19 protein-coding genes are annotated in these 21,280 nt (G+C 44.6%); 16 read left to right on the top strand and 3 right to left on the bottom strand.

All coding sequences use genetic code 11. The features are described 5' to 3' along the window. The 16 genes from RG963_RS12815 to RG963_RS12740 all read left to right on the top strand — a co-directional run. The coding region (locus RG963_RS12815) for an RNA-guided endonuclease InsQ/TnpB family protein (RefSeq protein WP_310576670.1) at window positions 1–1,157 on the top strand (1,157 nt) is incomplete at its 5' end. Between the two features lie 492 nt (window positions 1,158–1,649). Further along, window positions 1,650–1,937: a DUF1616 domain-containing protein gene (locus RG963_RS12810; protein ID WP_310576669.1), complete on the top strand. Its 288-nt coding sequence runs from the start codon at window positions 1,650–1,652 to the stop codon at window positions 1,935–1,937. Between the two features lie 501 nt (window positions 1,938–2,438). Next, the gene (locus tag RG963_RS12805; RefSeq protein ID WP_310576668.1) at window positions 2,439–2,870 is read left to right on the top strand and encodes a lamin tail domain-containing protein; all 432 of its coding nucleotides are present in this window, start codon (window positions 2,439–2,441) and stop codon (window positions 2,868–2,870) included. Between the two features lie 675 nt (window positions 2,871–3,545). Then, the gene (atpD, locus tag RG963_RS12800; protein ID WP_310576667.1) at window positions 3,546–5,000 is read left to right on the top strand and encodes a F0F1 ATP synthase subunit beta; all 1,455 of its coding nucleotides are present in this window, start codon (window positions 3,546–3,548) and stop codon (window positions 4,998–5,000) included. Next, window positions 4,975–5,379, top strand: a complete 405-nt coding sequence (locus RG963_RS12795; protein ID WP_310576666.1) for a F0F1 ATP synthase subunit epsilon — start codon at window positions 4,975–4,977, stop codon at window positions 5,377–5,379. Before atpD ends, RG963_RS12795 begins: the two co-directional genes overlap by 26 nt. Beyond that, a complete protein-coding gene (locus RG963_RS12790; protein ID WP_310576665.1) occupies window positions 5,372–5,710 on the top strand; it encodes an AtpZ/AtpI family protein in 339 nt (112 codons plus the stop codon). The genes RG963_RS12795 and RG963_RS12790 overlap by 8 nt, the downstream gene beginning before the upstream one ends. Beyond that, on the top strand, window positions 5,703–6,017 hold the full coding sequence (locus RG963_RS12785; RefSeq protein ID WP_310576664.1) for an N-ATPase subunit AtpR: 315 nt from the start codon (window positions 5,703–5,705) through the stop codon (window positions 6,015–6,017). The genes RG963_RS12790 and RG963_RS12785 overlap by 8 nt, the downstream gene beginning before the upstream one ends. After that, window positions 6,007–6,702 (top strand): F0F1 ATP synthase subunit A, encoded by a 696-nt coding sequence (locus tag RG963_RS12780; RefSeq protein WP_310576663.1) that lies wholly within the window; start codon window positions 6,007–6,009, stop codon window positions 6,700–6,702. Before RG963_RS12785 ends, RG963_RS12780 begins: the two co-directional genes overlap by 11 nt. Window positions 6,703–6,738: 36 nt before the next feature. Next, window positions 6,739–7,008, top strand: coding sequence for a F0F1 ATP synthase subunit C (locus tag RG963_RS12775; protein WP_310576662.1), 270 nt, complete (start codon window positions 6,739–6,741; stop codon window positions 7,006–7,008). A 19-nt stretch (window positions 7,009–7,027) separates the two neighbouring features. After that, complete coding sequence (locus tag RG963_RS12770; RefSeq protein WP_310576661.1) at window positions 7,028–7,900, top strand: F0F1 ATP synthase subunit delta; 873 nt, start codon at window positions 7,028–7,030, stop codon at window positions 7,898–7,900. Between the two features lie 2 nt (window positions 7,901–7,902). Further along, window positions 7,903–9,462, top strand: a complete 1,560-nt coding sequence (locus RG963_RS12765) for an alternate F1F0 ATPase, F1 subunit alpha (RefSeq protein WP_310576660.1) — start codon at window positions 7,903–7,905, stop codon at window positions 9,460–9,462. A 33-nt stretch (window positions 9,463–9,495) separates the two neighbouring features. Beyond that, a complete protein-coding gene (locus RG963_RS12760) occupies window positions 9,496–10,395 on the top strand; it encodes a F0F1 ATP synthase subunit gamma (RefSeq protein ID WP_310576658.1) in 900 nt (299 codons plus the stop codon). 310 nt (window positions 10,396–10,705) lie between these two features. Continuing rightward, window positions 10,706–11,794: a DUF7544 domain-containing protein gene (locus RG963_RS12755; protein ID WP_310576657.1), complete on the top strand. Its 1,089-nt coding sequence runs from the start codon at window positions 10,706–10,708 to the stop codon at window positions 11,792–11,794. 270 nt (window positions 11,795–12,064) lie between these two features. Beyond that, window positions 12,065–12,259 carry an MM0924 family protein gene (locus tag RG963_RS12750; RefSeq protein WP_310576656.1) on the top strand — a complete coding sequence of 65 codons (195 nt, stop codon included), beginning with the start codon at window positions 12,065–12,067 and terminating at the stop codon, window positions 12,257–12,259. Between the two features lie 684 nt (window positions 12,260–12,943). Next, complete coding sequence (gene ileS, locus RG963_RS12745) at window positions 12,944–16,120, top strand: isoleucine--tRNA ligase (RefSeq protein ID WP_310576655.1); 3,177 nt, start codon at window positions 12,944–12,946, stop codon at window positions 16,118–16,120. A gap of 77 nt (window positions 16,121–16,197) precedes the next feature. Further along, on the top strand, window positions 16,198–16,848 hold the full coding sequence (locus tag RG963_RS12740) for a 6-hydroxymethylpterin diphosphokinase MptE-like protein (protein WP_310576654.1): 651 nt from the start codon (window positions 16,198–16,200) through the stop codon (window positions 16,846–16,848). A 1,790-nt stretch (window positions 16,849–18,638) separates the two neighbouring features. Here RG963_RS12740 and RG963_RS12735 read toward each other — a convergent pair. From RG963_RS12735 to RG963_RS12725, 3 genes are all read right to left on the bottom strand, one after another. Next, the gene (locus RG963_RS12735; protein WP_310576653.1) at window positions 18,639–19,046 is read right to left on the bottom strand and encodes an alanine:cation symporter family protein; all 408 of its coding nucleotides are present in this window, start codon (window positions 19,044–19,046) and stop codon (window positions 18,639–18,641) included. Between the two features lie 360 nt (window positions 19,047–19,406). Further along, entirely contained in the window at window positions 19,407–19,496 is a 90-nt protein-coding gene (locus RG963_RS12730; RefSeq protein WP_310576671.1) for a hypothetical protein, read from the bottom strand. Window positions 19,497–20,001: 505 nt separating this feature from the next. After that, complete coding sequence (locus tag RG963_RS12725) at window positions 20,002–21,093, bottom strand: hypothetical protein (protein WP_310576652.1); 1,092 nt, start codon at window positions 21,091–21,093, stop codon at window positions 20,002–20,004. Window positions 21,094–21,280 lie beyond the last annotated feature (187 nt).

The following is a 21,280-nucleotide window of genomic DNA, read 5'->3' as shown; positions in this document are numbered from 1 at the left end:
ATCTAGCTTTAGCTGAAAGAAAAGATGCATGGAAAAACGAAAATAAAAGCATCAAATACGTGGAGCAACAGAACAAACTACCGGAATTCAAGAAAAATAATCCTGAATACAAAATAGTTTATTCAAAAGTTCTTCAAGGAATTCTCAAAAAACTTGATGCTAATTATAAATCATTTTTTGCTCTTATCAAAAATGGAGATACTAAAGCCCGTCCTCCGAATTTCAAAAGTCATAAATTCTTTCAAACAATTCCTTATAATCAAAGTGGGTTCTATCAAGCAAGAAATTATATGTGCTTTACTCACAAAGTCAACGATACTGAACTTGTTTTTGATGTAAAGAAAAAGTTTGAGAATATAAAACAAATAGAAATCTATAATGATGATCCTCTTTACGGTAAGGGAGATTTCTATATTTCTGTTGTGTATGAAGTAGCTACTCCTGATTATTTTGATAATGGTTTGTATCAGGCTAATGATGCCGGAATAACAAAAATAGTAACAGCCGTAAATTCAAACGGGAAATTCTTTGAAGTTAAAACTCCGAGATCAGATAAACATTGGCAACCAAAAATCGATTCAATCAAATCTAAAAGAGATCATTGTAAAAAGAAAAGTAAACAATGGGTTAGGTTGCATGGTGTTTACCGAAAAATGGAGAAGAAGAAATCTAATCAACTCAGCGATTTCCAACATAAACTTTCAAAGAAAATGGTCAACAATACTAAAGCTAATACTATTATTGTTGGTGATCTGAAAGTCAAAAATATGGCTCAATCCAAAAAACTTAAAGGAAAAAGAAAACGAGCTATGAACAGATCAACCCAAAATCAAGGTTATTTATCTCGCTTCATCGAATTTTTGACCTATAAAGCTGAACTTATAGGTAAAAAGGTAATAAAAATTGATGAAAGCTATACTTCTAAAGAGTGCTATGTTTGCGGAAAGAAACACGAAATGCCTCTTTGGGAAAGAACTATGTCATGTGATTGTGGAAATTGTATTGATAGAGATAGAAATTCGGCTATCAATATCATGTCAAAGTTCCTATCACAAAATGCTTTGTGGACAAGCTATCAACAATTTGTTGATAATCTTCGACAAACAGGTTTGCCGATGTCGGTGAGATTCCCAGAATCTTATCCTCAAATGACGTAAATACTCGAAGGAAGCTCCGTCCTCGCCATCAGGCAGGGTGGGGTAGTTCACTTCGTCAAGTGTTTCAGCCTGAGTATGACATCCCGGAAGTTCTGGAACTGAAGCTATGTAAATCCCGTCTTCATCCTGTTCGATAATGACAGTAAACTCTCGCATTTTGGTGTGGTCTCCTTTTTATGATATAAATAATATCCGTATGATTTATATATATAGCTGTGGAGAAACGCTCTATGCACTATTGTATACTCACTTTGTAAAATTCAATAAGTTTTAAATTTAATAAAATTTTAGAGTTTGGTCGTTTCTGCACCTTTGCAACAATTTTGCTGAAAAATGAGAATATACGCAGGTTTTACCATAAAAACTGTGCGTTATTGAAAAGAGAATTTATAGCAAATTTGCAACACTACCAACGCATTCGAAAAAAATAGTTAACTCCTCAAAGAAACTGGATAAATATATCCTTTTTTGGCTCCAAGCCGGATGGCCTGCATGAAAGGAAAAAATTCCCCCAGGCCTTCTGATCATAGGGGACTCGTACTTCTTACAGACATCTTTGTGCTCATTTCCGGATTAAATGAAACTGTACTCCGGAATATACCTGGACTTCCCCTTGTGCTTTTTCTGTTCAGGTATGCTCTGGTTGCTACACTCTTTTCCTTAAAATCCAACCTTGAAGGGATCGACACTGCTCTTTCCTTCGGGGTGAGTATTAAATCCTACATTCGGCAGGTCGACAATCAATTTTCAATATTTTTGCTGATAACGATTTTGAAATAATGCTCCATAATTGTGTGCAGTTGTTAGGTTTACATATGACCAATTATTAATTTCTCATACAAAACTTCTATGAAAAAATGATTCAGTACTTATATATGTCGTGGGAGTTGAGCCACACGTTAACCAACTTTAAACCCAATATATAGTTAGCTAATATTCAAAAACGGCATCAAGGGAATTATTCTACTTTTTAATGCCGCACCTGCCGAAAGCAGGTTAAATTGTACCCTGCCAGGCCCTGCAGGCTCTCCAAGAGGCTGTCTTTAGCGAGAAAATAGATCGATACAGTTGCTTGGAATTCCTGTTTCTCTGGTTATCCTCGGTGTTTCTGATCAGAACTGTTGAATCCACTTTGAAGGCTTACGTTAATCGTTCTTCCGTTGCTGCTGGTGGTTAACATCGTTTTTCTAATTTCATTTTTTTATAAAATCGAAAGAGTTAAGTTCTGTACTATGTAACAGTTGTGCTGTTTTAGGGTAGTAATTTATTGTAGGTGATTAGATGTCTAAAAATCGAATAGTTGTTATCTTTTTGGCTATGTGTTTAGTTTTGGGTACCATTCCTTTTGTTCTGGGTGCCACGGATAAGACAAGTGGTTCGACCAGCTCGGCTTATATCAGTGCTTTAGATGTTGGAGGTTCCGGTGAAAAACCGTATCAAGAATATGTTCAAATTACAAATGGGGGAAAGACATCAGTAAATCTGAAAGGTTGGAAAATCAAGGACGTGGGTGCGAAGCACACCTATACTTTTTCTTCATATACGTTAAAATCCAAATCTTCGGTAACTCTCAGAAGCGGAACTGGTAAAAACTCCGGAAGCACGCTATATTGGAATAAATATTCATTCATTTGGAATAACAAAGGCGATGCTGCGTATTTGTATAATGCTCAAGGAAAATTGGTTTCTTCAAAAACTGTAAAAGTTAAATGAGGATTGCCTCATTTCTTCTTTTTATTTCAGTCGAATACCCCGCAGCTTGGTGCGGGCAGGGAAACTTCTCGAGAACCGTTTATAATACGATTTATCAATTCCATTTTTTTGTTTGTTAACTTCTGCTCGAACTAAATCGTATCAGGGTTATTGTTTCCTTTTACGGAATCTGAAGCTGTGGCGCGAACATACCCGTTGCTTGCAGCGGGGTGAGCCAGCGCAAATATTATTTTCAAAAAAATACTGTGGAATATAGGATATTCAATTCTAAATTCTCTTTTGCGGTAGACAGGATCAGGAAAATATATCAAGTCAAATTAATATATTTAAATGATATATTTCTTTATGGGAAAGGGGAACAAACCAATGAATAACTTACCGGTAAAAACATTGACCGGTAAAAACATTGACCGGTAAAAACATTGACCGGTAAAAACATTGACCGGTAAAAACATTGACCGGTAAAAATATTCACCGGTAAAAACAGGGTTGATAAGGCGATGTATACCCTGCGGTATTGCCTGAAAACCGATACCATTCTATATTCTCTTTATCATTTTCTGCTCACTGTGTTTTTTGTGGCACTAAATTGAATGTTAATTCTCTATGCCCTTGACCCTCACAAGTTACGCCCCGGAAAAGGGTACTTCAAAAGTGAAAGGGTACGAGGAAAACATGACAGAAGCTGTTAATGACCAGATGGGAAATAAAAATAATCCCTCGGATCTCGGCAAAGTCGTCTCGGTGCGTGGCAGTATCGTAGATATACGTTTTGAAGAACATTTGCCCCCCATCTACTCGTTGCTGCGTGTAGGAAAAGAGAAACAAATAGCCATTGAGGTTTTGACCCATCTGGACACTCACCGCGTCCGAGGGATTGCACTAACCCCTACAGAAGGTCTCGCCCGGGGTATGGCTGTGGAAGATACGGGCGGGCCGTTAAAAGCGCCTGTCGGCAGGGGAGTTCTCTCGCGAATGTTCGACGTGTTTGGAAATGCTATCGACCGCAAGCCTGCACCTTCAGATGTAAAATGGCGTACAATCCACCAGGCTCCCCCGCCGCTTTCACGGAGATCCACCAGATCCGAGGTCTTCGAGACAGGAATTAAGGTTATCGATGTGCTCGTGCCACTCGAGCGTGGCGGCAAAGCTGGCCTGTTCGGCGGGGCGGGCGTGGGCAAGACGGTGTTGCTAACCGAGATGATTCATAATATGGTCAAGCATCACCAGGGAGTAAGCATATTTTGCGGCATAGGCGAGCGTTGCCGTGAAGGGGAGGAGCTTTACCGCGACATGAAGGCTGCAGGTGTGCTCCCGAATATGGTCATGGTGTTCGGCCAGATGAATGAGCCACCAGGCGCCCGTTTCCGTGTGGGTCATGCAGCACTGACAATGGCAGAGTATTTTCGGGACGATGAGCACCTCGACGTGCTGTTGCTTATCGATAACATTTTCCGGTTCATCCAGGCCGGCTCGGAAGTGTCCGGCTTGATGGGGCAGATGCCTTCACGCCTGGGCTACCAGCCAACAATGGGCACGGAATTGTCCGGGCTTGAGGAGCGTATTTCAAACACGGACGCCGGAGCCATCATGTCAATTCAAGCCGTGTATGTACCTGCGGACGATTTCACTGATCCTGCGGCGGTACACACATTCTCACATCTTTCGGCGTCTATCGTTCTTTCACGCAAAAGGGCAAGTGAGGGACTTTATCCGGCCATTGATCCGTTGCAGTCAAGTTCCAAAATGGCCACGCCTGGCATCATAGGGAAACGGCATTATAGCCTGGCCCAGGAAATAAGGCAGACGCTCGCGCAATACTCGGAACTCAAGGATATCATCGCCATGCTCGGCCTGGAACAGCTGTCTCAGGAAGACCGCAATATTGTCGCCCGCGCCCGCAGGCTGGAGCGATTCCTCACACAGCCGTTTTTCACCACTGAGCAGTTTACCGGTTTCAAAGGCAAATTCATCAGTCTCAAGGACTCACTCGATGGCTGTGAACGCATTCTGCGCGACGAATTCAAAGACTACCCTGAAAGTGCGCTCTATATGATCGGGGCGATTGACGAAGCGAAAGCCAAAACCTCAACCGGAGGCCAAAATGAAACCAGAACTCATGAATCTTAAGATTCTCCTGCCTTTCCGGATCTTCGCCGAGAAGAAAGACGTATCCCGCGTAGTCGCAGAGACCCCTTCCGGTTCATTTGGACTCTTGCCTCACCGATTGGATTGCGTTGCGGCCCTGGAACCTGGGATTCTTATCTACGAAAACGAGTCTGAGGGCGAGTTATATGTTGCCGTCGACGAAGGCTTCCTGATCAAGACCGGTCAGGACGTGCTGGTCTCTGTGCGCAATGCCATTGCCGGAACGGATCTCCGCCAACTGCGGGAGGCTGTGGAACAGGAGTTTCTTGCCATGGACGAGTACGAGCAGAATATGCGCTCGGCAATGGCGAAATTAGAAAGCGGATTTATTCGCCGCTTCGTAGAGTTTCATCATGACTGAAGAACCGAAAAAGAAAATACAGAGGAACGAGCCGACACTGGCCGGGCAGGTTGGTACCAAGGCAGCTCACAAACTCAAAGCACAACGTAATGTCAAGCGGAATGTCTGGTTTGGCTTGGGCATGATGGGGATTATCGGCTGGTCGGTGGTGATTCCAATGCTTCTGGGCACGGTACTTGGCCTCTGGCTGGACGAGCACTATCCCGGAAGATATTCCTGGACCCTCATGATGCTGATAATCGGCCTGTTCATCGGCTGTTTGAATGCGTGGCATTGGGTGGCCAGAGAACACCAGGAAATAAAAGAGGAACAGGAGGATAACGATGAGTGAAACTTTGAGTCTCATCCTTGCTCTGGCAGCAGGCTTTTTGCTTGGAGTGATTTTCTTTGGTGGCCTTTGGTGGACGGTTCAGAAAGGGCCTTCGTCCAAACAACCTGCGCTTTGGTTCCTCGGCAGCTTGCTATTGAGGACAAGCACCGTCATGGTCGGATTTTATTTTACCTCGGACAACCATTGGGAGAGGTTAATCATATGCCTTCTTGGTTTTATCATTGCACGTCGTATCGTGGTGCGGCTCACCCGACAGCCTGAGGAAGAACCAAATCAATTGACAAAGGAGACCACTCATGCGACTTAGTCCTGACGAGCTGGTTTTTTGGCAGTACGGTTTCCTCAAGCTCAACGCCACTATTGTGTTCACCTGGGTACTGATGGTTGTGCTCGCGGTCAGCTCAAAAATTATTACGCGCAAACTTTCCACAGGTCTGGAAAGTTCCCGCTGGCAGAACCTTCTGGAAATTATTGTCACAGGCATTCTGGACCAAATTGAAGATGTGGGCCTGAGTAAACCGCGGAAGTATATCGGTTTTCTGGGCACGCTCTTTCTTTTCATTGCCATGGCCACTCTCTTTACTCTCGTTCCGGATTACGAGCCGCCAACCGGATCGCTCTCAACAACTGCAGCGCTCGCGTTATGTGTGTTTGTCGCAGTGCCGATATTCGGTATAGAGGAGCAAGGATTAGGAGACTACCTCAAATCATACACGAAGCCGACATTGATCATGCTGCCGTTTAATATCATCAGCGAACTCTCCCGCACGCTGGCTCTGGCTATTCGTCTGTTCGGCAACATGATGAGCGGGTCGATGATTCTTGGCATTTTGCTAATTATCACACCCTTGATCTTTCCGATTATTATGACTGCTCTCGGTCTGCTCACTGGCATGGTGCAGGCATACATCTTCAGCATCCTGGCCACAGTTTACATTGCTGCCGCCACACGCACCCACAAGCCCGGGCCTGAACCGGAGCATACTATTTGAAATGAAACAATAACGCTAACTGCAAAAGGAGATGCTATGGATACTTATACGACTACCATCGCGGTGGCATCGATTGTCACCTCCGGCATCACGATCAGCATAGGGGTCATCGGGCCAGCCCTGAGCGAAGGGCGGTCGGTCGCGACTGCGCTAAGTTCACTGGCACAGCAACCTGACGCCTCAACAACTATCACCCGGACTCTGTTCGTGGGTCTGGCGATGATCGAGTCTCTAGCCATCTATTGTTTCGTGGTCTCGATGATTCTGATCTTCGCCAACCCGTTCTGGAACCACGCAATAGCTTGAACTACAGGAAAGTAAGCCTATGCTGGTCGATTGGTTCACCGTCATTGCACAGGTACTAAATTTCCTCATACTTGTGTGGTTGTTGAAGCGCTTCCTTTACAGGCCCATTCTCAACGCCATCGACGCGCGGGAAAAGCGGATTGCAGATGAACTCGCAAACGCAGACGCGAAAAAAGCAGAAGCCCAAAAAGAGCAAGCTGAATTCAAGCGCAAGAATGAGGAGTTCGACAGGCAGCGCTCTGCGCTCCTGAGCAGGGCGAGGGAAGAAGCTAAAGCCGAACGTCAGCGGCTTATGGATGAAGCAAGAAAGGCCGCCGCCGACTTGAGTTCAAAGCTTCAGGAAACGTTGAGAAACGATAAACAGAACTTAAATCAGGAAATCAGTCATCGGGCCCGACAGGAAGTTTTTGCAATTGCAAGAAAAGCGCTGGGGGATCTTGCTGGGGCAAGTCTGGAAGAGCGTATGGTTGATGTGTTTGTTCGAAAACTGCACACGCTAAAAGATACGGAAAGAGAGCAGTTAGTCTCGGAATTTAACTCGCCTGACAGCCCGATCCTTATTCGCACGACCTTTGACCTTCCACCCGAACAGCGTGCCTTAATCGAAGGGGCGGTACAGGAAACTCTTGGTAAGGAGGCTCAAACCAGATTCGTGATCGATCCAGATCTTATCAGTGGCATCGAACTAACTGTGAATGGACAAAAAGTAGCGTGGAGTCTCGAGGCTTATCTTGAGTCACTGGAAAAGGGCGTTGACGAGCTTCTTAAAGAACAGTCCAAACCTGAAAACGGAGCCGAGCCTGAGCCTGAACCCGATGAAACTGAGCCAAACCCCGGGCCTGCGTCTGAGAAAGAGATTAAATCCGAGCCAAAACCCCAAAAGAGCCAGTGAACATGGAACCTGAAAGTCTGCAGAGCGTCTTCGACAGCACGTTCGCCGGAATAAGCAAGGTACGGGAAACATTCACGCCTCAACTTAGTCCACGGGAGGTGGGCGTAATCAAGGCAGTGTCCACAGGTATCGCCAATGTTTCAGGCCTTCCGGGTGTGGGCTTCGAAGAGCTGGTAAAGTTTCCTGGAGGGGTTTTCGGAATCGCGTTCAATGTCGATGAGAACGAAATCGGAGTCGTTCTGCTCGGCGAATACTGGCATCTGCACGCTGGCGATGAAGTCGAGCGCACTGGTAGAGTTATGGATGTTGCCGTAGGCGATCGATTGCTTGGACGCGTTATTGACCCGCTCGGCCAGCCTCTGGATGGTAAAGGGCCGGTAGTCTCCAGCAAGCGTTTGCCCATTGAACGCCCCAGCCCGCACATTATGGACCGCTCTCCGGTCACTGTGCCTCTCCAGACCGGCCTTAAAATCATCGATGCACTCATTCCTATCGGACGCGGCCAGCGCGAATTGATTCTGGGTGACCGTCAGACTGGTAAGACTACCATTGCGATTGACACCATCCTCAATCAGCGCGACTATAATGTGCTGTGCGTTTATTGTGCCATCGGCCAGCGCGCTTCAGCCGTTGCCAGGGTCGTGGCAACTCTGCGTGAAAAGGGCATGATGGATTACACCGTCGTCGTCGTGGCCGAGGGCAACGATCCATCAGGCCTAGCCTATGTAGCTCCGTACGCCGCGACCACCATTGCGGAGTATTTCATGGAAGAGGGTCGCGATGTGCTGATTGTTTACGATGACCTCACCCATCATGCGCGTGCCTACCGTGAACTTTCTCTTTTGTTGCGCCGTCCTCCGGGTCGCGAAGCCTATCCCGGCGACATTTTTTATATTCACTCACGGTTGCTGGAGCGTGCTACGCACCTGCGTAAAGAACTTGGTGGCGGTTCTCTCACAGCCCTTCCTATTGTCGAAACCGAAGCGCAGAATATTTCTGCCTATATTCCGACCAATCTCATTTCCATCACGGACGGGCAGATCTACCTTTCGCCATCTCTGTTCGAACTGGGTGTGCTGCCCGCAGTAGATGTCGGCAAATCCGTTTCACGCGTGGGCGGCAAAGCGCAGCGTGAGGCCTACCGCAATGTAGCGGGCAATCTCAAGCTCGCTTACTCACAGTTCGAGGAACTGGAAACCTTTACCCGGTTCGGTGCCAGGCTGGACGAAAACACCCAGAAGATTATAGAGCATGGGCGACGGATCCGTGCCCTCCTGAAGCAGCCGGAATCTTCTCCGGTGTCCGTACCCGAACAAATCATCATTCTGCTTGCATTGACCGCGAAACTCTTCGACCGCGTACCGCTTGACCGGATGACAGATGCTGAATCCTCTCTGCGAAAAGCTGCAGAGGACATTCCTATGGAGGTTCGTGAGCGGTTCGATACCGACGCAGAATTGAGCGAGAAGGATCGCGAAACTATTCTCCAGATCGCCCGCAACGCGCTTGCAAGCTTCCAGTCCGGGCCTGAACCCGAGTCCGGGCAGGAGGCCCAAAAATGAGGCAAAAACAAATTCGGAACTCAAGGAGAAGTCATGAGTGACACGACAGAGAGTCTGCGCAGAAGGATCAGCAGAGCAGGAGATCTTCAAGCCGTCGTCCGAACGATGAAAGCCGTGGCATCCTCCAGTATCGTGCAATACGAAAAATCGGTGAGTTCGCTGGCTGACTACTATCGTACCGTGGAACTGGGGCTCGGTGTCTGTTTTCGGGAAAGCGCGCCAGTAGTAGTAACCGCAGAACGGAAAAGACGAACTTACTCCGGTGCCATTGGTGCGGTAGTGTTCGGTTCAGACCAGGGACTGGTGGGTCAGTTTAATGAGATTGTAGCCGATTATGCGGTCAGGACGCTGGCGGCTCTCCCGGGAAAACTTCAGATATGGGCAGTCGGTGAGCGCGTTCATGCTCGCCTGGAGGCTGCGGACCTGCCGGTGGTAGGGCTCTTCGATGTGCCGAATTCGGTTAAGGCCATTACCCCTCTCATAGGGCAGATTCTCGTGGAGAGCGAGAAGCTCAACAGCCAGGAGGAAGCCGCTGAACTCTATCTCTTCTACAATCGCCCCAAACATGGGGCGATGTATGAACCAGCAAGTCAGCGGCTATTGCCACTGGACGAAATTTGGCTACAGGAACTGGCTGAACTTCCCTGGCCGAACGGGAACTTCTCCGAGGTAATAGGCGACAGTGCCGAGACCTTGCGGGCGCTAATCAACGAATACCTTTTTGTCTCACTCTTTCGGGCGTGCGCCGAATCCCTTGCGAGTGAAAATGCGAGCCGGCTGGCAGCGATGCAACGCGCCGACAAAAATATCGATGAATTGCTTGATAACCTCAAAGGAACATTCTACCGTTTGCGTCAGAGCGGCATCGACGAGGAGCTGTTTGAAGTAGTCTCAGGCTTTGAAGCACTGTCCCACCCTCGCGGCCGCGTTTAAGGTAATATAACAACTCAAGGCCGGCTCCTGGTAGTCGTTGCAAGCGAAAAGGTAATAGGGGCTTTGTATACAATATAGGAGTTACGCACTTGAGAAGTAAAACCAAGCACATGAGGGCTTGCCAGGAATATTGTGCTTTAGACAGTTTGGCACTTCATGCTACTGGTTTTTTGTTCAACTGCGTAAGTCCTACAATAATCTCTATAGTTCTTATTTTCGGGCATCTCAGAGCTTTTCTGAGAAACTATCTGAAAAATTTAGAATTTAACTCTCAGGATAATTATTTATCTTCTGAGTAAAATTCTACATTATGAGCTGGTATGCAATAGATGCGGTGGATAGAGCTTTTTCAAGGACAAGAAAAGCCCTTTTTGAACCTTTTGATTTCTGGAAATGGGCAAAACTCGCAATTATTATTTTACTCTTAGGTGGCATTGGCTCGAGTTACGGAGGTTCGGGTACCAACTACCGGATGGGTCCCGAAGATTTTAATAACAATTTTCCGAATATCGAGCCTGGCAGAATGCCTGTATTTCCCTTTGGCTCGAATGAGATCGGGCTCAGTTATATCCAGTCTGTGTCTCCCTCGGCAATTATAATAACAGCAATAGTTTTCATTCTTCTCTTAGCTTTGATTTTTTTATACATTTCCAGTGTCATGGAATTTGTTTTTGTGGAATCCCTGGTAAGGAACGAAGTGAAATTCTGGAATTATTCACGAAGGTTCCTGGGAAAGGGATTCTATCTTTTGCTGGTGCGTTTAGCCCTGGGGCTTGTATTTCTCGCACTCTTAGGAATAGCTGCACTGCCTTTTATTCCGGGCATCCTCAAAAGGCCCTCGGATTTTGCCTTGCCTGCGGTGGTGGGAGGAATTTTCTGGATTGTTGGTGTAATTTTTGTGCTGATCCTGGTTGTAGGTGCAATAAGTTCTTTTTTAAGCCTTGCAATCCCTCTATCCATTTACCGGAAAACCGGGATTCTTTCGGCTTTCGGACTTGTTTTTGCGAATTTCAGGAAAAGCTGGCAGGAGATTGTGGTCTACTGGTTTACCAGGTTCCTGCTCGGGATAGGAATAGCCATCCTTACAGTTTTCCTTTTCGGAATTGTTCTGCTGGTTCTTGGACTGGTTTTCCTTGTTACTGACGGAATTCTGTACTTCCTCTTTTCTTCTCTGCTATCGGACCCTCTTAGCTGGATACTCCTGATCCCCTTTGTCCTTATAGAGCTGGCTTTGATTTTCGGAACCCTGCTCTTCCTTGGTGTGCCTCTTACCGTTTTCCTGAAGTACCACCTGTTGAGTTTCCTTGAAACCTGGTTTGTAGGTGCAGAAATTCCCTTTTTTGATGCTTCTGTCCAGGAGCCTGAAACAGAGTTTAATGAACCTGAGTCAGCTCTTTGAGCTAAAAGGGATATATTCAGGGCTCTGAACCACATTTTCTTGCTAAAAGGAGATGGTTCAGGGCTCTGAACCGCTATTTAAGCCGGTTTCCCGAATATCCAGGTCAGCTTTGAAGCAGGCTTTAACAGCTGACATCTTTTTTAGTTCTGGATAAAGAAACTGTGTTCAGAAGCCCTGTTTTTTTAAGTATAATATACTTTCTGAAACTATATCTTGGTAATTGTCTTTTCGGATCTCATCCGGAAAAGTAAAAATCGGGAGTTGAAAATAATGAAGCAGGAGTTCATTGAAAAGTATTATCTGGGTAAAGAAGTCGAAATCGATATTGGAGGGAGGACTACATACAGAGGGGTTGCTGCCGAGTGCAATGACGGAGTCCTAAGCCTTAAGTGGAATATAAAAGAAGAAGGCTACACCCATATAGATATAGAGAAAATTGCTGCAATGTGGAGGACCCTGAAGTAAAAGCGAACCCTGAAGTAAAAGCAGAACAAAACGAAAAATTTACTCCACTCGAAGCTGCAGACATGAATCCCTTCTGTACCTATTGTTTCTGCAGTTAAGCTTTTAAACGAGGGGCAAATCTTCTCCTCTTTTTTCCCTCAACCGTTGCGCCGGTTGATCACGCCGCTGCGAGGGGTTTTTCGATCAAACCTTTTTTGAAAAGGTTTTTGGGAATTCAAAGTTATTTCATAGTGCACGGACGGCACGTAATCTTGAATCACGCCGTTTTCCTGATTTGATCATACTTTTTAAAAAAAGCTTGTGCCGCTGATAGGGGTTTGGGATAGGCTCTCAAACTCAAACATTGCGCCGTTTTCGCTCAAGCCTTTTCTGAAAAGGCTTGCGCTATAACAAAGCTTAAATTAAGTACAGTAATTACTGAATAAATTGATTGGCGTACGGAAGATCCGTTTCTTTTTCGGGCAGGCGCAGATTTGCTTTCTCGATACGGATATTATGTTCGTCAGATACTTGTTTGAAATTTCATATATTAAGAGGCTGATAGTAGATTTTGTCAAGGTAGTAGATTTTGTCATTAGCTACCGGTTGGCAGTTTATTATCAGCAGTCATCGGGCAGATGCAGGATAGGGCCTGCACTTGCCGTATTTTCACTTTAGCTAATCCTTCATCAGGGAGAGTCCCATATGATAAAAGAAATCACTGCCAAGTACGATGCAGAACAAATTGAGAAAAAAGTAACGGAGTTCTGGGAAGACAGCGATGCTTATCGAAAAACTCGGGAGCACCGCAAGACCGGAAAAAGGCTTTTTTTTGTTGACGGACCCCCGTATACAACCGGGCATATCCATCTGGGGACTGCCTGGAACAAGATCATCAAAGATTCCATTCTCCGCTATTATTCCATGAATAACCGCAACATCCTCGAACGCCCTGGTTGGGATATGCATGGCCTGCCGATCGAGGTCAAAGTAGAAGGTTTGTTGGGCTTCAAGTCCAAGAAGGATATTGAGAGCTTTGGGGTAGAAAATTTTATTGAGAAGTGTAAGGAATTTGCCATCACCCAGAAGCAGGCAATGACCGAGCAGTTTCAGAGGCTTGGAGTCTGGCTGCAGTGGTCAGATCCCTACATGACCTTAAAAGACGACTATATCGAAGCTGCCTGGTGGACCCTCAAACAAGCTCAAGAGAAAAACCTCCTGGATGTGGGCAAGCGTTCAGTTAACTGGTGTCCGCGCTGTGAGACTGCAATTGCAGATTCCGAGGTTGAATATGCCGAGCGAATCGATCCTTCTATCTATGTAAAGTTTAAGATCAAAGGTGAGGAAAATACCTTCATCGTGATCTGGACAACAACCCCCTGGACAATTCCTGCAAACGTGGCTGTAGCTGTACATCCGGGTTTCGAATACTCGAAATTCAGGGCAATCAGGCAGGACGGCTCGGAAGAAATCCTCATTGCAGCCACAGACCTGATCAAAAATGTCCTCAAACAGGGCAGGTATGTTGACTATGAAGTGCTTGAGACAATGCTCGGGGAAGACCTTACAACGCTTGAGTATGAAAGCCCTGTTGGGGATTTGGTGCCTGTACAGAACGGGATTAAGCACGGCGTTTACCTTGCGGATTTCGTAACCGTAGAAAATACGGGCTGTGTACACATTGCGCCAGGGCATGGTACGGACGATTTCAACGTTGGTATGAAGTATAAACTTCCTATTCTCTGCCCTGTGGGCCCTAACGGCTCCTATACCGACGAAGCCGGGGAATACGAGGGCAAGAACGTTAGGGAAGCAAACCCTATCGTCATTGAAGACCTCAGGGAACGCAACAGGCTTCTTGCAGAAGGGACTGTCACGCACAGGTACGGGCACTGCTGGCGCTGCAAAACTCCTATTATTTACCTTGCAACCGAACAGTGGTTCCTTAAAATTACCGAGATAAAGGCTAAAATGCTTGAGGAAATCGATGCCGTAGATTGGTATCCTGACTGGGCAGGTTCAGCCCGATTCAGAACCTGGGTCGAAGGCGCTCGGGATTGGTGCATTTCCAGGCAGCGCTACTGGGGAATCCCGATTCCGGTCTGGAAGTGTAAGAAGTGCGGAAAACTTGAGGTAATAGGAACCAAAGCCGAAATGCTGGAGAAATCCGGAGCAAGCAGCGATATCGAACTTCACCGTCCCTATGTGGACAAGGTCATGATCCCCTGTGAGTGCGGCGGAGAGAAAAAGCGAGTTGAAGACGTTTTTGACGTCTGGTTTGATTCGGCTGTCGCTTCCTGGGCAACCCTGAAGTTCCCGCAGACCAGGGAACAGTTCGATGAATGGTGGCCAGCTGATTTCATTACCGAGGGGCACGATCAGACTCGTGGCTGGTTCTATTCGCAGCTCGGAGCAAGCATGGTCGGCTTCGGACGGGCTCCGTATAAGAGTGTGCTCATGCACGGCTTTACTCTTGACGCAGGTGGAAAGAAGATGTCCAAGAGCCTTGGAAACGTGGTTTCCCCTCTTGATATTATAGAACGGTTCGGGGCCGATACCCTGCGTGCCTATGTGCTTTCCTCAAGCGCACCCTGGGAAGACCTGAAATTCAACCTTGAAGAAGTTGAAACCGTCCACCGCTCAATCAATATCCTCTGGAACGTCTTCAGGTTCCCGCTGCCCTACATGGCGCTCGACAATTTTGACCCGATGAAGGTTAGCCTGGATTCGGTAAAAGACGCCCTCCGTGAGGAAGACAGGTGGATTCTTTCAAGAGCCCAATCCGTTGTCAAAGCCGTAAACGAAGCAATGAGCGGGTACCTGCTGCATAAAGCAGTCCGCGAAATCCTGGAGTTTACTCTGGAAGACCTCTCCCGCTGGTATATTCAGCTTATCCGCCCGAGAACCTGGACTGAAGCTGATGACCCTGACAAGCTTGCAGCTTATTGCGTGCTTTACGAGGTCTACGTAACCCTCACGAAACTGATCTCTCCTTTCATGCCCTACCTGGCTGAAGAGATGTACCAGAACCTGATCCGAAACGTAGATCCGAATGCTGTCGATTCGGTCCATATGTGCGACTGGCCGACGGTTAATGAAGCTTATCTGGACCCTGAACTCGAAGCAGCCATGGACACTGTCCGCTCCATTGTAGAAGCCGCCTCAAATGCTCGCCAGAAAGCAGGAAGAAAGCTCAGGTGGCCTATATCCAGAATAATTGTCTCTCCCGAAAATGAGGGTACGGCAAAGGCTGTCGAGAGGCTGCGTTCAGTACTTATGGACCAGACAAATTCAAAGGCGATTATTCTGACAGGCGCTGGCAAAAGCTGGGAGGAACTCGGGCTTGAAGTGATCCCTGATCCAGGCAAGATAGGCCCTGTTTTCAAAAAGGAAGCAGGAAAAGTCATCTCTGCCCTGAAAAAAGTTGACGGCATTGCTCTGAAGAAAGCCTTTGCAGACTCCGGCGAGTTTGAACTCTCACTTGCAGACGGGACAACTGTTACAGTAAATCCAGGCATGGCAAATTTCAAAGAAACCCTGCCGGAAGGTACGGCAAGCGCAGAATCTGACGCAGGCCTTGTCTATGTGGATGCAAACCTGACTCCTGAACTGGAAGCCGAAGGATATTCAAGGGAAGTAATTCGCAGGCTTCAAGATATGCGAAAGGAACTTGACCTTGTGGTGGACGAAAATATCCGTATTTCTGTCCGGATCGAAGACGAGAGGGTCTTGAAGTTCGTTGAAACCCTGAAGAACCTTATCGCAGAAGAGGTAAGAGCCGATACCTTTGACCTCGGCAGTGATGTCGATGTTTCCGGTGCCCTTGTAAAGGACTGGGATGTTGAAGGCATTGCCATGAAGATGGGTATTGCAAAGAAATAAACTCCAACAAGAAATAAGCTTTAAAAAGTAACTTAATACGAAAATTGAAGCTTAAAATTAAATAAATAGGAAGGGAAGTGATTGATACGGATTTTGCTGTCTGGGAGCCGATTTACGAAAGAATCCTTGAAGATTTCGGGTTCGACCGCGAAAGTGATGAAGAGGCAGCTTTATTCCTTTCCCGCATGCTGACAGAGAAAAACACTGCCAAGCTCTCTGAACTCAAAGCCGTAATTTCCGGAAAGCCTGTCCTGGTGTGCGGAAATGCTCCAAAACTCAGGAACGACCTTTCGGCGATCAATTTTTCTGCCTTTACGGTCATTGCAGCCGACGGAGCAGCCGCAGTCCTTATGGATATGGGCATTGTGCCTGAAGTCATCTGCACCGACCTTGACGGCAATTCCGAAGCTGATATTGAAAAAGAGATCCTCGCCTGCGAACAGGGCTCAATAGTCCTGATTCACGCTCACGGGGACAATATTTATAAGCTAAAAAAATATGTACCCCGCTTTAAGCGCTTCATTGCAACTACCCAGACACAGCCTTTTGATAAGGTCTACAATTTTGGAGGATTCAGTGACGGAGACCGATGCGTTTTTGTTGCAAAGGAGTTCAGGGCTAAGAGTGTCAGACTTGCTGGATTTGATTTTGAAGATTCGGGAGTGAACCCGATTAAAAAAAAGAAGTTGAAGTGGGCGAAAGAATTAATCGGAATGTTAGGAATTTGAAGGCAAGAGACTCTTCTTCAGGATGATTGGATTGCAGAAAAACAAAAAATCCCCAAATATGCATCCATAGAATGAATATGGCTCTTAGCTTTTTGGAAAAATAGTATTCATTTAAATAAAAATTATATAGTAATATATTTTGTATTTAGAATCTAATACTCAATTATTTCAGTAAATTAACCATTTTTAAAGATTCTATCTATGTTTATGCATAATTTAGGACTTTTTTACTCATAATAAGCCCTATATGGTTTTATTTAATAAAAATAACATATTAAATTCCTTATATTACTATTCATTTAAAGTAATATCGTGGAATAAATTAAATGAGAGAGTATGTCTCTATATGCCCGAGAAATTCGTCCAGTTTTTCGAGGACTATTTAATAGTAAGTAAAATTTATTCTACAAGCTTTATATAAACTAAAACTATATGTGTTATATACTCACTAGCAATTAAAATTTAGGTATGTCAGTCTTAAAATTAAGATCGGCTCCTAAAATAATTTAAAAATAAATTGCTAGGAATATAACATAATAAAACATCCTGGAAAAATAATCATAATAGCCGCCTTTCGAGATGTGATGGACAAATCCCGTGAATTCATTTTGTCTTGAACTGATGGCTATCTAAATTATACGTAAAGAAAAAGTATAAAAAGATAAATTGGATAGGGGGAAAATACAATGATTATTATTGTGGGCAATATCAATTTCCTGTGTCAGAAGTTCACACAAAACTTCTTCTACTTCCTCTAAATATCTTGGAAAGAAGTATTATAATAGCTACTTTTTCGAGATATAATGGACAAATTTCGCGAATTCATTTTATCTTGCACTGGTGGCTACTATGAATTCTCATTCAGGCTTTGTAGAAATCTGAGATTATAACTTCTCAAAACTATAACTGAAATTGCAACTCGAGGTTTTGAGATTAATTTTAATCTGATAACCTCAATTTAGAGGGAATTTCTACAAAGCCTGAATAATATAAAAGAATGGAGGAAAATATAATGCCAATCTATATAAATATAATATTAAACATACTCTGCTTCGATTTCAAACAGTATTTCAACTTCTAAGCAGCTTGAAAAAAATAGTCTCATAGACATCTATTCGAGACATAATGGACAAATTTCCTGGATTCATTTGTCTTGAATTGATGACTATGAATTCTTTATTTCCTACAGTTAGCAGCTACAAATACTTTTTTAGTCTTCTTGAATACATTACGGAATAATACTATAGGCCTCATTGATTCTGCAATCCGATACAGAACCTCAGTTTATTTTCCGTTTATTTCCCGATACTCTCTGAACTTTACCTATTTTGATACAATTTTAAGGCTGCTCGTTTTCCGATATGCTTTCCGTCGGCAGATACACTTTGGGAACATTATTTTACTAATCAATTGTCCAGATTTATTTCTGGAAAAAATCTATTTGTATATTCTACCCTTATTAGTATGGGTAAATTTTATCCTTATTTTATGTGCTGATGGTTTGTTTGCCGATGAAAGTGATTTTTAATTGTATCACTATATATTAAAGATCCAATGAATATAATATATCGAGAACTATAAATAAGAAACTTCTTTTAAATAAAAGCAGATATTAAGTAGCCGAGTCTTCTCATTAATTATCCATGGACCATATTTATTCCGGCCTTTCCGGCATATTTATTAAAATCTTACCTGCTTTCCAGAAAAACCTGCAAGAATACTATAGATTTACTCAATATGCAATACTTATAACTTTATATATCCCAAATTTTCTTTAGAACATCTGATATTCAAGCATATCTGCAAATATCCAGATTACATCCAGGGCCAGGAAGGCGCCTGACGCAACAATCAGGATGTAAACTAATCCTGTAAGGATTCCTTTTACCCCTACCAGGAATTCCGTACAGCATCTCCATAGAGTTCCTAAGGATAGTTGTAAACGCAAAGAAGATGAGCCCGACTGTCACAATGTAGTTCCCGGCTTCGGCAAGTGCTGTGGAAAAAGAGTAGCTTGTCATACAGGCACCTTCAAGGTCGCCTGTCCAGGAATCTGTCATGACTAACACTGTTCCGGTCATGAAACAGATGAAAATAGTATCTAAAAAAGTCCCTGTTGTGGAAATGAGCCCCTGTCTGGCAGGCTCTTTTACCTTTGTAGCTGCAGCAGCTATGGGGCCTCTCGAGGCCTGATTCATTTGAGAAAATTCTCCTGGTAATTCTCATTCTGATCGCAAGCGTCACCCCTGCTCCAGGAAAACCGCCCTGGCAACGGTCCCTGTAAAAGCGGAATTTATTATCAGTATGAGAGTTTCCGTAAGCTTTTCAAGGTTTAGCCGGCAATAGTGAGGCAGCTGAGCATATAACCTATTGCCATAAAGGGCACCGAAAACTGGGATACGGCTGGCAATCCTCCTGATCCCGCCAAGAGTCACAAAATGTTACAAAAAGACTTATTACAGCCGCGCTCAGGGCTTCAGGGATATCAAAAGCAATCCTGTCAGAGTCTACAATGGCATTTACCTGCGGAATGGTTCCTATTCAGAAAAGTGCTACATCTACCCCGAAAATGGCAAAGAGTGTCGAATACCACTGTACATTTTTTGCCCAAGCCCGTTTTTTATGTAATACATTGGACCTCCTGACATCTGCCCCTTTGCATCCCCTGTCCTGTATTTCGGAAAATCTGGCGGCTTAATCAAAAAATTGTTTCAGGCAGCCTTCAGGAATTCTCTTTTTCGAGTTCTAGAATTAAGTAACATGGGAATTCACATAACTCCTGACTATAAACCAGAGAATAAACCAACCAATTAGTGAAATCAAATCATTTCTCAATTCTGTTTTCATATACTTATTTAATTCTCTCATCATATTTTAATTTTTTTTAATGATTAATACTTATCTAAGTTGCCTCTTATTCCCACAGGGAAACTTCCTGTTTCACACCAGAAACTTCTAATCGTGGCTAAAGGGCTATTTTTTAAGGAAAATCTAGTTCTATAAATAAAATATATAATTTGTAAAAACTGACTATTTATGAATAGTTATGAAAACTGGAGCTCTTCAACTGAGTATAATTAATTACAAAGCTTTCGGAGTAACAGGATTAAGATATTTTAAAAATATCCTCAGGACAAAATCCGGAATATGACTTTATTTTCCGATTCGATTACTCATATGTAACGCTCTGTACCTGTCATAAAGGGCTACGTTCAGGGTAAGGAGGAGGACAAAAAAAAGTGTATTAAAAAGGTTGATTGAACCATTGTACCTGGGCAGCAGGAAATTGAATACGAGAATTATGCCAAAGTTCACGATGGACATCACTATAAACTCTCGTATGATAGATTTCCAGTGGGTCCCACGCATGGCGAGCCAATGGCTCAATGCGGTGTTTATCACGATGAGAAGAGCAATACCTATAGCAAGCTGTAAGTTGCTTGATCTTACCTCGGGAAGCACCTGGGCAAAGATTATGCTCAGGAGGGATACCAGCACTATTTTCTCTATAAGGGCATTATTGAAGAAATTTTCTGAAGAATTAAGTTCCGGGAGACTGTTTTCAATGGCGGGTCCGGATATATCTTTCGAGACGACAGAGACAGGATCGCCAGCAATTGAAAAGCTAGGTCTCATAGAAGGCAGGTCCCGCAGCAGCCACCATGCCATTGCTAGCAGGAATAAAGCCCAGCCAATCAGAATCAGTGCGTTTGAAGGGTTGGCTTTTATCCAGTCGGTTGTGTCCAGTTTGGCGATATGTATCCAGTATTCCTGCGGAAGCTTGATAAAGATCCATATCAGAGCTGCAGCGGCAATTAATTTCTTTTTTGTAAGCACCAGCGGATCCCATTTCAGGCGGACGGCCTCGTAAAAAATAAAGAAGTACTCAAAAGTGTTGGGAAAGATCAGCAGTAGAGGACGTAGTTGTGTTAGTTCGAAAAGGGTCACGCCGAGCAGCCTGTAGTAAAAAAGGAATCGGCTTACTTCGAAAGCGAAAAAGTTTGACCAATTCCGCAGGGTTGAAAGGTATGTAATAGTCAGGTAATAGATGTCCAGAGCCTTGTCGTAGCCCTGATAGCCTTCAAGAGGCAGGCTGGTAAATTGCTGGAAGATTGTCTGGTCTATAGTATCGAGGCTTAGAGAAGCTATTATCGCCGGAAGAGGATATCTGGGAATAGCTAGCGGTATAAAGAAACGTGCCATAACTACAGCCCAGAAAATAAGTAGATCCGATGTATCTGCCATTTTAAGTTTTCTCTCCCTTTAGGTCTCGTCCTGTGGCTACCACTCTTACTTTCTTACTATCATGACCGCTCAAATTACCACAACTGCTCAACCTACTATTACCGCTCAACTTACTATTACCGTTCAACCTACTATTACCGCTCAAACCGCCCGGCCGGAAAGTTGATAGTATAAATTTTCATTTATT

The organism is Methanosarcina baikalica, from assembly GCF_031461075.1.
Classification (GTDB): Archaea; Halobacteriota; Methanosarcinia; order Methanosarcinales; family Methanosarcinaceae; genus Methanosarcina; species Methanosarcina baikalica.
This window is presented reverse-complemented; position numbering and strand designations above follow the sequence as displayed.